General features: G+C 61.8%; 11 protein-coding genes and 1 pseudogene. 5 read left to right on the forward strand and 7 right to left on the reverse strand.

Going from position 1 to position 12640, the window contains the following annotated elements:
• Positions 1-14: 14 nt before the first annotated feature.
• Complete coding sequence (locus B3H86_RS06865; RefSeq protein WP_292052274.1) at positions 15-263, reverse strand: helix-turn-helix domain-containing protein; 249 nt, start codon at positions 261-263, stop codon at positions 15-17.
• A gap of 128 nt (positions 264-391) precedes the next feature.
• Complete coding sequence (locus B3H86_RS06870) at positions 392-1222, reverse strand: aldo/keto reductase (RefSeq protein WP_292052276.1); 831 nt, start codon at positions 1220-1222, stop codon at positions 392-394.
• A gap of 168 nt (positions 1223-1390) precedes the next feature.
• Here B3H86_RS06870 and B3H86_RS06875 point away from each other — a divergent pair, with 168 nt between their 5' ends.
• Positions 1391-1849: a nucleoside deaminase gene (locus B3H86_RS06875; RefSeq protein WP_292052278.1), complete on the forward strand. Its 459-nt coding sequence runs from the start codon at positions 1391-1393 to the stop codon at positions 1847-1849.
• A 111-nt stretch (positions 1850-1960) separates the two neighbouring features.
• Entirely contained in the window at positions 1961-3208 is a 1248-nt protein-coding gene (locus tag B3H86_RS06880; RefSeq protein WP_292052280.1) for a cation:proton antiporter, read from the forward strand.
• Between the two features lie 49 nt (positions 3209-3257).
• Here B3H86_RS06880 and B3H86_RS06885 read toward each other — a convergent pair whose 3' ends face one another.
• Positions 3258-4022, reverse strand: coding sequence for a PhoH family protein (locus B3H86_RS06885; protein ID WP_292052282.1), 765 nt, complete (start codon positions 4020-4022; stop codon positions 3258-3260).
• A gap of 531 nt (positions 4023-4553) precedes the next feature.
• Between B3H86_RS06885 and B3H86_RS13930 the strand changes: the two are divergent.
• Both B3H86_RS13930 and B3H86_RS06895 read left to right on the forward strand, forming a co-directional pair.
• Positions 4554-4730, forward strand: a pseudogene (locus B3H86_RS13930) (gamma carbonic anhydrase family protein); the annotation flags it as partial.
• A gap of 264 nt (positions 4731-4994) precedes the next feature.
• Positions 4995-5855: a hypothetical protein gene (locus B3H86_RS06895; protein WP_292052287.1), complete on the forward strand. Its 861-nt coding sequence runs from the start codon at positions 4995-4997 to the stop codon at positions 5853-5855.
• A gap of 65 nt (positions 5856-5920) precedes the next feature.
• Here the strand turns inward: B3H86_RS06895 and B3H86_RS06900 are convergent, their stop codons facing one another.
• The 4 genes from B3H86_RS06900 to hfaA all read right to left on the reverse strand — a co-directional run bounded on the left by B3H86_RS06900 (position 5921) and on the right by hfaA (position 11592).
• Positions 5921-8797, reverse strand: coding sequence for a M16 family metallopeptidase (locus B3H86_RS06900; protein WP_292052289.1), 2877 nt, complete (start codon positions 8795-8797; stop codon positions 5921-5923).
• Between the two features lie 176 nt (positions 8798-8973).
• Positions 8974-10197: a holdfast anchor protein HfaD gene (hfaD, locus tag B3H86_RS06905; protein WP_292052290.1), complete on the reverse strand. Its 1224-nt coding sequence runs from the start codon at positions 10195-10197 to the stop codon at positions 8974-8976.
• Positions 10154-11134, reverse strand: a complete 981-nt coding sequence (gene hfaB / locus B3H86_RS06910) for a holdfast anchoring protein HfaB (RefSeq protein ID WP_409450247.1) — start codon at positions 11132-11134, stop codon at positions 10154-10156. Before hfaB ends, hfaD begins: the two co-directional genes overlap by 44 nt.
• A 5-nt stretch (positions 11135-11139) precedes the next feature.
• Complete coding sequence (hfaA, locus tag B3H86_RS06915) at positions 11140-11592, reverse strand: holdfast anchoring protein HfaA (RefSeq protein ID WP_292052295.1); 453 nt, start codon at positions 11590-11592, stop codon at positions 11140-11142.
• A gap of 79 nt (positions 11593-11671) precedes the next feature.
• Between hfaA and B3H86_RS06920 the strand changes: the two genes are divergently transcribed.
• Positions 11672-12385, forward strand: a complete 714-nt coding sequence (locus B3H86_RS06920; RefSeq protein ID WP_292052297.1) for a rhomboid family intramembrane serine protease — start codon at positions 11672-11674, stop codon at positions 12383-12385.
• Positions 12386-12640: the final 255 nt, after the last annotated feature.

A 12640-nucleotide genomic window follows, 5' to 3' on the forward strand; every position in this document is an offset into this window, starting at 1 on the left:
CCTGTGGCTTTGCGTCAGTGGGCCGGAGTGTCGGCAACCAGCGCCCAGATCGGCAGCCGAAGGGCCCGGGTGGCGGCATCCAGTTCGGCGCTGTTCAGGTGCCGCCGACCCGCCTCGATCATGCGTATATCGGCGGCGCTGAGATGCAGCATAGCGGCCAGTTCCTCGCGCTCCATGCCGCGGCGGTCGCGCCAGCGCCTGACCCTGGCACCGACAATCAGATCGACGGGATCAGCCGTCGGAAAACCTAGTACCGAACCCATGACGTCCCTCCCAGAACAGTCGCTTCAGGGTACGCGCGGCAGCCTGTTTTCAGGTTCAGCCCATACTGGTGAGTTGGAAAGGTGCGCGTGATTGGCGGTTTCGTCCAATCACGCGCTCGGGAGCGATTTTAGTCAGCGTCCCATTGGAAGGCGGGATCGAGGTGGTCACCGACCCGGAAATCGTTGGCCAGTGCCGCCATGCGGGCGATTTCGTCCTCGGTCAGGGCAAAGTCGAAAATGTCGAAGTTTTCACGGGCGCGGGCTTCATTGGCGGTCTTGGGAATGGCGATCAGGCCTTGCTGGATGATCCAGCGCAGTGTGACCTGACCGGCGGTCTTGCCGTACTTTCGGGCGATTTCCTGGACGACGGGTTCGTCCAGAACCTTGCCGCGCGCCAGAGGGGACCATGCCGTCAGCGAGGCGCCGAGTTCGGCGGCCTTGGTCTTCAGGGCGTTGATGGTCAGCAGCGGGTGGTATTCGACCTGATTGGTGACCAGCTTGGCCGCCGACAGATCCTGCGCCTTTTGCCACAGGGCCGACGGATAGTTGGACAGGCCGATGGCACGGGTCAGGCCGCGTTCCTTTGCCTCGTTCAGGGCGGCGATGGTCTCGCTGAGCTCCGGCTGAGGCTTGGGCCAGTGCAGCAGAAGAAGGTCGGGCGTGGAGCCCAGACGCTCGGCGCTTTCCTCGGCCTGTTTCAGCAGGGCGTCGCGGGTCAGGTTGGTGACCCAGATCTTCGTCGTCAGGAAGAAGTCTTCGCGTGCGATCCCCGCATCCTTGATGCCCTGACCGACCTCGGTTTCGTTGTCATAGATGAAGGCGGTGTCGATGTGGCGATAACCGATGCGCAGGGCCTCGGCGACCATGCGGCGGGCGTCATTGCCCTTCAACTGCCATGTACCGAAGCCCAGCTGCGGAATGGAGATACCATCGACGGTGATCGAGTGTTCGCTACGCATGTACTTGTGCCTTTTTGGAGATCGCGGATCCCAAACCTAGGAAGAGCGAACGGTTTCCGGAAGGGCGCATGCTGCACCTTCTGGAACAGCCTGCGGCCCGCACCCGATGTGTGGAGCCGAAGGCAGGCTGGGGCCTTAATTCTCCGTATGCCACTTGGAGGATGTGAAATGACCGATACAGACGGGCACCGGAAATGGCTGGATCAGGCCGTCGATCTGGCGATGGAGAATGTCGCTATGGGCGGCCGGCCCTTCGGGGCCGTTCTGGTCCGCGAGGGACAGCTTCTCGCGACGGGGGTGAACCGCATGCTGGCCATTCATGACCCGTCATCCCATGCCGAGATGGAGGCCTTGAGAAAGGCCGGGGCCGACATGGGAACGACCGACATGTCCGGCGCGGTTCTATATGCCAGCGGCCAGCCTTGCCCGATGTGTCTGGCGGCGGCCTATATGACCGGCGTCAGCGCCATCTACTATGTCTATGACAATGCGGACGCCGAGCCCTTCGGCTTTTCCAGTCAGGCCACCTATGACGCTCTGGGCGTGGATATGGACCGGCCCGCGGTGCCGATGTCCAAGGTGGACTTGCCGGGGCTTCCCCCCGCCGCTCTCTATAAAAATGCCTGACGGACGATAAGGGGGTTGAAGGTGGCGGTTCGGCTATCATTTGTATTGATGGCTCAACCGTGACGCTTCATTGTCAGGTGCCCCCATATCCCATTGTAATCCGGAGTGCCGATGCCCCACGCTGACAGTCTGATTGTCACCTTAGTCGGGGGATTTGTGCTGGCCTTTGTGTTCGGCATGTTGGCCAATCGACTGAGACTGTCGCCTCTGGTGGGGTATCTGATAGCCGGTGTCGTGGTCGGGCCTTTTACACCGGGCTATGTGGCCGATACGGAGTTGGCACCGCAGCTGGCCGAAATCGGCGTGATCCTGTTGATGTTCGGGGTAGGACTGCACTTCTCGCCGAAAGACCTTATGCAGGTCCGCAAGGTCGCCTTGCCGGGTGCGCTGGTGCAGATAGCGGCGGCGTCGCTTATGGGCTGGGCGCTGGGCCGTTTTGCCTTGGGGCTGGGGAATCTTGAAGCTTCGCTTCTGGGGTTCTCCCTGTCGGTGGCATCCACCGTTGTGCTGCTCAAGGCGCTGGAAGAGCGCAAACAGGTGAAGAGCGAAATCGGCAAGATCGCCGTGGGATGGCTGATCGTCGAGGATCTGGTGATCGTTGTCGCCCTGGTGATGCTGCCGCTGTTGGTACGGTCGGACGGACAGATCCTTAGTGCCGGTGCAATGGCGGGCAGTGTGGGCTGGACCCTGCTCAAGGTCGCCCTGTTTGTACTGCTGATGTTTGTGGTGGGGGCGAAAGTCCTGCCGTGGCTGTTGGTTCGCATCGCCCATACCAAGTCGCGCGAGCTGTTCACGCTGGGCGTCCTGTCGATTGCGCTGGGTATTGCATGGCTGGCCTACGCCGTGTTCGGGGCGTCGTTCGCGCTGGGGGCCTTTGTGGCGGGCCTTGTGCTGAACGGGACGCCACTGGGGCACAACGCGGCCGAGCGTTCACTGCCCCTGAGAGACGCCTTTGCCGTGCTGTTCTTTGTGTCGGTGGGCATGCTGTTCGACCCGCAGGTTGTGCTGAACCAACCGTGGGCGGTGCTAGGGGTGGTGTTCATCGTCATCATCGGCAAGTCGCTGGCCGCATTGATGATCACGACGGCATTCAAACTGGACCGTGCGACCAGTCTGACGGTGGCGGCTTCGCTGGCCCAGATCGGCGAGTTTTCATTTATTCTGGCGGCCATCTCCATGCAGATGGGGGCATTGGCGCGGGAGACGCATGATCTGATCCTCGCGGCGGCCCTGCTGTCGATTTCGCTGAACCCGTTTGTCTTTGCGATGATCGACAGGCTGGGCCCACGTCTGCCCCCGGCACCGCCTGTCCCGAAGGAAAAGCCTACGGATGCCGAGGCACTGGCCAAGGTGATGTAATAAAAAAGGCCCGCCGGATCGGCGGGCCTTTTGCTTTGACCGGATGGTGTCAGAGGACGCCGATCATCTCTGCGACCAGCGGATGGCGCACGATGTCACGCTCGGCCAGACGGATCACAGAGACGCTTTCCAGTTGTTCCAACCGCTCGGCGATGTCGCCAAGACCCGAGACACCGGGCAGAAGGTCCGATTGGTGCGGGTCACCCGTGACGACCATTGTGGAATGCCACCCCAGCCGCGTGAGCAGCATCTTGAGCTGGACGTAGGTGCAGTTCTGGGCCTCGTCCACGACCACGAAGGCGTTGTTCAGCGTACGCCCGCGCATATAGCCGACGGGCGCTATCTCGATCAGCCCCTCGGCCATCAGGGCCTTGACCCGCTTCATCGACAGGCGGTCCGATAGCGCGTCGTAGAGCGGGCGCAGGTAGGGGGCCAGTTTGTCTTCCATATCGCCCGGCAGGAAGCCGATGGATTCGCCCGCCTCGACCGCGGGGCGCGACAGCACGATACGCCCGACCTTTCCGGCCTCAAGAGCCTCTACCGCCTTGGCGATGGCCAGATAGGTCTTGCCCGTCCCTGCGGGGCCGAGCGCGGTGACGAGGTTATAGCGGTCGATGGCTTGCAGCAGTTGGGCCTGACCGTCGGACTTGGGTTTCAGGGTTTTCAGATAGCCCTGCTCGCGCTCGTCATTCGAAGGGTAGGGCGACCACCCCGCATGGTTTGGCAACCGCCGTACCTTGGCATCCTGTGAGAACTCGCGTGGATCCAGAACACCTTCGCGGACCTGACGCTTCATGGCTGAACGCTTGGACATGGATGCCTCCGGGCAAGAAAAAAGGCGAACCCGAACGGGATCGCCTTGAACGTGTGCATTGTAGGCAGGGCGGAAGTGCGCGAGATGCCGTCTCCGGGATCAGCCGTAGGGGTGCCGCGGCAAATGCCGATAGGCCGACAACCAACTGGTACCGAACACGTCAAACGCATTCTCCAGCGTAGACCGGACCGGGCTTGATCCGGCTTCGGATACGAAGGACCAATAGCACTTCGAATCGCTACAACACTCTGACTGTAACGTGGTTAGGCGAGTGTTAAAGAGAAGAAATTGCAACGGCGGAGTGAAGAACCGATGAGTGTCTATCGTCTTGGAGATGCCAGCCCGAAACTGCCCGTCGCCGGTGAATACTGGATCGCGCCCAATGCCACGGTCATCGGCAATGTCACGCTGATGGAAGGGGCAAGCGTGTGGTTCAATGTGGTCGTGCGTGGGGACAACGATCCCATCGTTATCGGCCGCAATACCAATATTCAGGAAGCTTCCATCCTGCACACCGACATCGGCTATCCGATGACGATCGGTGAGGGTGTGACCGTGGGCCATAAGGCGATGCTGCACGGCTGCGAGATCGGCGACAACAGCCTGATCGGCATTGGCGCGGTGGTGCTGAACGGGGCCAAGATCGGCAGGAACTGTCTGATCGGTGCCAATGCCCTGATCACCGAAGGCAAGGTCATTCCGGACAATTCGCTGGTCATGGGCCAACCCGGCAAGGTCGTGCGCGAACTGGACGAGGGGGCGGTGACGGGCCTTAAAATGTCGGCCCTTCATTATGTCGAGAACTGGAAACGCTTCGCCCGCGACCTGACCGAAATCTAACGTCGGTTGTGCCATAAAGACACGCCCGGGCGTTGCATGCCTCAAGGCGGAACAGGTCTTGCGCCTGTCGGGTGATATTTTGCGGCCTGCGACTTGCATCACAGGGATGCGACACCTGTTGAGGGGCGCATCATGCGAGCATGGGTAGGAACAATCGGGGCATCGGCCCTTGCTGCGGGTCTTTGGCTGGCGGCCGGATGGGCTGTCGCCGGAGATGGCGGCTGCCGGACCTGTGCGCCGCCGCCGCCACCACCGCCACCGCCTGTGCCCCCGTATCACGGTTGCGCAGGCAAGGGTTGCGCGCCCGTAACGCCGCCCTGCTGCGGCGCGGGCGGTTCTGTCAATGTGAACGTCAACATCAACTCCGCCCAGGCGACGGCAGGTGCCGAAGCAAGGGCGCGGGCCTATGGTCGCGCCGGTGCGGGGGCGGCCTCGAGCGTCATCGTCGCGGGCGGTGGTGGAGCCTATTTCAACGTCGATCAGCCCTATCCGATGACGGCATCGGGTCTGGCGGTTGAGGGTATGATCTCCGAGCGGGTGCGTGTGCCTTTCACGAGCACGCGCTCGTGGGAGAAACGCTATCGCCTGCAGGCGGTCTGCGTCGATGACCGCAGTGTGCCGCATGCTGCCTCTCAGGTCCGGCCGGGCCGCGAGGTTCTGGAAACCTATGAGGGCGAGGTCTATCGCTGCATTCCGGGAACCCGTTTGCAATGGACCAAGATCGATCTGGATGGCGGGCCATCCGAAACGGTTATCTGCGAAAAAGGCGAGGCGCTTTGGTACGGCGGAAAGGTCATCCAGTGCCGTCCGCAAAAACGCGAGCGCGACTGTAACGAACGTTCGCTGCTGCGCCGCTATGGGGCCGGCACAAAGGATATCGTGCTGCGCGGAGAGGAGACCATCACAGAATACCGCGAGGAGGTTGTCGAACGCAGCCTTTCCAGCTCGGGTATGATGATGATGGACGGGGGCGTGGGTGGTCGGGTCTTCTGACCTTGCACACCATCCACAAAGGAAAAGGCCCCGGATATTTCCGGGGCCTTTTTGTTTCGGGCCGATTACTGGCCGGCGTGGACCACTTCGAAGGACCATGAGCGGTCCTTGCGCAGATATTTCTGCGCCGCTGCCTGAACATCGGCCGGCGTGAAGCTTTCCAGCGTGGGGATGTAGTTCAGCATCAGTGCCTCGCGTTCGGGATAGCGTTGCAGGCTGCTGAGGCCGCCGAGCCAGAAGCCATTGGCGGCCTGTGAGCGGCGCTGGGCCTCGATCATCGGGGCGCGGGCGCGGTTCAGCTCGTCCTCGGTCACCGGCGTTTCGGCGAAGCTGGCCACCACCTTGTCCACGGCGGCGCGGAAGGCGTCGATCTTTGATGCGTCCACATCGCCCGATACGGTGATGTAACCATAGCCGGGGTAGGTGGGCGAGGCCGTCGAGTTCACGCCGGGGCTATAGGTAAGGGCCTGTTTCTCACGGATTTCCTCCATGACGCGCAGTTCCAGAACCTGTGTCATCAGGCCGACCAGGCGGGATTCGCGACGGTCACCCAGAGCATCGGTGCCGGCCCAGTAAATGGCCACGCCCGCCTGTTCCGGCTTGCCCGTATGGGTAAAGCGATACGGCTCGGTACGCGGTTGCGGCAGGCTGCGCGTCTGTGACTCAGGGGTGGCCTGCGGCAGTGCGGAGCGGGTGGGCAGGGCACCGAAAGTCTTGCCGACAGCCGCCACTACGGCCTCGGCGGAAATATCGCCGACCACGGTGATGTCGATGGGACCTTGCGATACGGCGCGCTCATACGAAGCCTTGATGGCCTCGGCGGTCAGGGCGTTGACCTCTTCAAGGGTCGGTTGGGTCGCGCGACGGTCACCACCTGCGAGGATGGGGGCGGCATCCAGCGACATGGCACCGCCGACCGTGGCGCGGGTCTGCTCCAGAATCTGCGGATAGATGGCCTTGATCTGCTCCAGCGGTGCGCCACGCAGGGCGGCATCGGTGAAGAAGGCGGCCAGAACCTGAAGCTGGAGTTCGAGGTCCTGCGGGCGGGTGCTGCCGGTAAGGGTCACTTCCTCGGTGCCGACATTCATGCCCGCGCCATAGGTCTTACCTGCCAGCACGCGGTTCATCTCGTCGACCGTCAGCCTGCCCAGGCCACCCAGGGTAAAGATCGAAGGGGCGATATTGAGCGGATCGAAACGGTCTTTCGGCAAGCCCAGATCACCAAGGCCCGTCTCGACCGAGACCATGATCTGGTCCTTGCGGAAATCGGTCTGTTTGAAGATCAGGCGGACATTGTTCGGGAAGGTGTAAAGGGTGGCACCGGCCTGTTCGAACGTCTTGGTCGCGGCAGGTTCGGTCGGTGTACCGAAGGCGGTATAGGGCCATTCAGCCGCAGCGGCGGCGGCAGGCGGCTGGACTTCAACCTTCTGGCTGGCTTCGAGAATGCGAACGACCTCGGCCTCGCCGCCATCGATGGCAGCAGGGGCGGTGACAAGGGCAAGAGGGCCGCTGCCGTCGAGGGCTTTTGCGGTTTGGGCTTTGACGTCCTCGACCTTGATGTCACTGGTGACCTGATTGAAGAAGGCCAGATCATCCGCGGGCGAAGTCGGTACCGTCTCACCGTGCAGGCGCGACTGGATCGAGCCGGCCAGAGCCGCCGTCTGTTGGGTGTTGGCGGCAGCGGCGAAGTTTTCCAGTCCGGTGCGGATGTCGGCGATTTCGCGCTGGATCTCGGCTTCGGTCGGGCCGTACTGGATCATGCGGCGCTGTTCCTGCTCGATGGTTTCGAGCGCGCGCTGTAGGCCGCCAGGGTTGAAGTTGGCCGTGATCGAACCGCTGTCCAGCGATTTCACCAAAGCGCCGCTTCCGGCACCCGCACCGTTGAACGGCGGATTGTCCTGACGCGAGATTTCACCAAGGCGGCGGTTCAGAACGGCCAGGCCGATGTTTCGCAGTACGTTCTCGCGACGCAGTTGCTGGTTGTCGATGCGCTCCATGTACGGGCGGATGCGATACAGGCTGACCGAGTATTGGGTGCCCGGCTCGACAATGATTGCGGCTTGCGGTTCACGCGTCTGGGCGACGCCCCGATCCGGTTCGGGGCCATCGGGGTAGGTATTGCGCCAGTCTTCGAACTGACCGCGGATTTTGGCCTCCATCGCATCGACGTCAAAGTCACCGACCGCCACGAAGGTCACACGCTCGGGGCGGTAATAGGCGCGGTAGAAGTCGATGAAACGCTGCGGCGGCGCGGTGCGGATAACGTCCAGATCGCCAATCGGCAGGCGGCGCGAAACCTGTTGTCCCGGGGCCAGAAGCGCCAGTTGGGCCTTTAGGGACCGAAGGGCTGGCGTGTCGCGGGTACGCGCTTCGCCGACAATGACGTCACGCTCTGCATTGATGGCGTCGATGTCCATCTGAGCCCGCGAAACCTGCTCGCGCATGATGCGCAGCGAGGCGTCGATGGTTTCGTCGTTACCGCGCGGAAGTTCAAGACGATAGAAGGTCTCGTCAAAACCCGTCGCCGCATTGGTGTCGGCGCCGAACTGCAGGCCCAGACGTTCCAGAATGCGCAGAAGCTCGTTTTCCGGAATGTTCTCGGTGCCGTTGAACAGCATGTGTTCGGTAAAGTGCGCCAGACCCTGCTGCTCGTCGGTTTCGTGCAGGGATCCCGCATTGACGTGGAGGCGCAGCGAGACCTGACCCGGCGGTGTCGCATTGCGCATCAGCACATAGCGCATGCCATTGTCCATGCGCCCGAAGCGCAGACGCTCATCGGCCTTCAGATCGCTGCGGTCCTGCGGCCACGGACGACCGGCCTGGGTTTGCTGTTGTGCGGCAGCGGCAGGAGCGTTGGCATAGGCGATTACGGGTAGACCTGCGCCCGTCAGAATCGCGAGTGCGGATACAGCCGGAAGAATTGCGCGGCGGTGTGACGTCATGGCAGGGACTGCTCCTGTCAAAGGGGGATGGGGGTATGAAGACGCGTGACGGTTGCGTGTTCAGGTTTTTCTCGCCTACCGGTCTAAGGGCGAAGTTGCGGCCATCAACTTAACGAAATGTAATGTTCGTCTATCATTGGTCGCTCGCGTAGCCCTTGACCCCCCCTTTGACGTCGTCAGTTTCCGGTGCGGGTAACGTAGAAACTGGCGTTGTTACCGGTCGCTGTTGTGCCGGTGATAACGGCGCGGCTCTGCCCGGACAGATTGGTGACAGCGGTTGCGGTGACGGCACCGTGGTTGACCTGTACCGAGTTCGCATTGACCGATCCGGCGCATTCGGAACAGGCATAGGCCGTGACCGTATTGCCGCTCGCATTGGCTCCGACATAGGCGTCATAGCCATTGTGCCCGCTCAGCTCGGCCTCGACCATGACCCCGCCCGAGTTGAGCTGGTTATTGTCGATTTCCACCCAGATGTCCTGATTGCCGACAATGACGGTGTTGGCGGCACCCTCGGCGATCGATCTCAGATCCCCGTAATCATAGGCATAGGTGCTGGTGCGGCCTTGCACGCTGCCCGTATTGATCTGTTCGGCACTAACCACCTGCAATCCGCCCGCATTAAGTGTCGATAGGCGGTTGGCACCGGCCACGGCGGTGGTGCTGCTGTTCCAGGCATTTGCGGCGCTCGATACGGCTTCGGCTCCCACCCAGCCTTCGGCGGTCTGGCGCACAGCCAGATTCTGGGACGACGCCCCCGTTGATGTGACCATAGCCGTATTGGCGGTGGCCTCGGCCGTAAAATGGCTTGTGCCGGGCACATAGCGCGCCGGAGCATAGGTCTGTGCGACCGTGTCAGCCGAGGCGCTTTGCTGGATGGAGCCGGTGACGCGCGTGTTCTGGCCGCCCGCGGTCAGGGCATTGGCATAGGCCGCCGTGGCGATACGACTGCCCCCGGTCAGATTGGCGCTGTCGTTTTCCAGAGCGACGCTGGCCCTGACCGAGCCATAGCTGGCTTGGTCACTGTCCAGGGCCAGTTCGGCATGGTTGGCCGCCACAGACGCTTCATTGCCTCTGGCCTGGGTGACGACGGTGAGACGGCCCGACGCCTCGTCTTCTATGTGGAGGGCGGTGTCAGCGGAGACTACGCCGTGCTGGTACTGGCGGTTTTGGACGTAAAGGTCCTGACCGACAGAGCCACCGGATACACGGTTGCCCAGTGCGGTGTCCGAAACCGTTATCTGTTGGCGGGCCACAACCACATTGAGCCGCTGTCCGGCGAAGACATCACCGAACTGGATTTGCTCGTTCAGAACGATGGGGAACGAGCGTGCCTGTCCGTCTTGAGCCTGCGTGCTATTCGCCGCTGCGGCGCACCCCGCGAGCCACGCGACTGCCACCAGTGTTGTTTGCGTGTGTCGGGCCATAGCGATCGTCCGTTGTCGGATAGGCGGCATAGGTGGGACGGCCACCCAGCGGATCATTGGAAGGGTTCAGGCAGATGTCGGGTCCGGGTGCACCGTAAAGGTTGCTCATGAACTCGATGGTGGCACGCTCGACCAGCGCGCGAACGGCCAGTTGCACAGGCTCCAGTCCGCTGCCTCCGGCGGAGACATCAAAGACATTGCCGTTCAGGAAGTCGAAAACGCCCGCCGATATCTCGCGGCCGACGATCTGCTTCTGGTAGGAAACGACATCGACGACTTCCAGCGTGGTGGTCTGCACCAGTCGAAGGTCGATCGCGACATTCATCACAAAGACGCGGCCATTGATCAGGCCAGAGCCGCCATTGTCCTTCACCTGGCCTGCGGCCACGTCGAAACCGGCGGACCGGATGTTGTAGTTTACCTCGGTAATGCCACCGACCAGATAGAAATCCGAGCCAGGAACCTGTCCGGCCAGGATGCGGCGATAACCCGGATCCTGCGGATCGACGGCACTGTTGCCTATCAGCCTGTTATTGGCATAGCGAAGTTCCAGCTCGGAAACCGAGGTGTCATAGCGTTCGACCAGACGCGCACCGGCCTTGGCCAGGGCCGAGCTGGCCATGAGCGATGCGCCCTGTGTGATCTGGCGACCGCCATCGGCAGAGATGGTGCCCGTATAATCGCTGATCCGGCCCACAGCCATGCGCGGCGAGGGCAGCTCATAACGGCGGGCATAATCGGCAAGACAATACAGTGCGTCCGAATACGGCGTCGGGTTCGATGTGACCGGCGCGTTTCCGATAGGCTGGGCGTACAGGCCCGAAGGTCCGGCCACCGGACTGACACAGCCCGCCAGCAACAGGGCCGTACAGCCAGCAGCCGCGACGCCGCGCACAGCTTTTCTCTTTATTGCACTCACTGGAACACCAGCCTTCCGTTCAGCACCGTGCCAGCGGTGATATTGCCTGTGTTGGTCTGGTTGGACCGGACGATGACTGTGTTGTGGTTGCCCTGAACCACGACATTCAGATTGTTGCCGATGGCCGTCGCGCCACCTATGGCCGTTCCATCCCGACCGCCTTGTGAAATCTGGCTCCCAGCCGATACTCCACCGGATGATTGCTGGTAGCTGCTGGCACCGGATTGGATGATGCCGTCCACGATCAGGCGGTTGCCATTGGAATCCCGGGTGCTGCCCGTGGCGCTTGTGGCGGTGGTGTAGCGCGAGCCGCCATATCCGGCTTGAAGCTGTCCCAGATTGCGACCGGAGGTTTGCTGCGCCTGGCAGGGAAGGGCGAGCAACAGCACGGCCGCCGAGGCCATCGGCACTGTCAGGCCGGAACTCTTGATGTTCCATTTGGTGCGCATTGGCACAACTCCCCCTTGAATAAGGGAGCACACAGCAACGCCTGTGCCAGTGGCTTGCATCGCATTGACACGAGACGGCTTGAGCTTCGAAGGCGCGAAGTCCATCTCTCTATATATGGACCCGTACGATAACCCTCCGCCGAACGCGCCTGCCAAGGGCGAGCCCATGTTCAATGTGCCGTTTATGCCCCTTATGGTCGCGGCCGGATTGATCGCGCTCTACTTTGCCCAGCGACAGCTGCCCGACGGCGGTATGAGCTGGGGGATGAGGCCGGTCGATCTCCAGCAAGGTTATTATGGGGGGCTGTTTACCCATATGGTCGTGCACGGCGGCTGGCTGCATGTGCTGATGAATGCATTCGCGGTCGTCGCCTTTGGCTCGCCGGTGGCGCGGGACTTTGACAAGCCGCTGGGACCGACGGGTTGGCTCGCCTTCTTTATAGTGTGCGGTCTGATTGCCGGTGCGGGCTATGCGGCCCTGCATGCCGGTGACACAACGCCCGTGGTGGGAGCCTCCGGCGCAGCCTTCGGATTGATCGGTGCATCGCTGCGTTTGATGGCAGGTCCGGGGTTCCTGATACCCATATTCCATCCCGCCGTGTTGAGAGCCTCTGCGGCATGGATGGGCGTAAATCTTCTGACCGGACTGTTGGGCAGCACTCTGTCAGGGCAGGGGGCTTCGATAGCCTGGGAAGCTCACGCCGTCGGATTCGTGGCAGGAATCATACTGATCGGCCCATTCCACGCGATTTTCAGCCGCAAGAATCATCCTCTGTTGGCAAATCATAGGTAGGCGGAACATATTTCAGTTGTGATCATGCCTTAATTACCTGAAAAACAGCCACATTCCGGCAATCTAGGTGGTGGTTCTTCCACAGATCGGCCCGAACTGTGGATGGAATCGCAGCCTTGGCATTTGCGACTTGTGAAGCGGGGCCGGTGTCCCTACATCCCACTCATCGGCGGCGGCCACTTCCTCGGAACGGTTCGCAGCAGACAGTCATCCTCCCAAATGCTTCTGTGTGTTTGGATTTTTCGGATTTGGACC

Source organism: Brevundimonas sp. UBA5866, from assembly GCF_002432125.1.
Lineage (GTDB): Bacteria > Pseudomonadota > Alphaproteobacteria > Caulobacterales > Caulobacteraceae > Brevundimonas.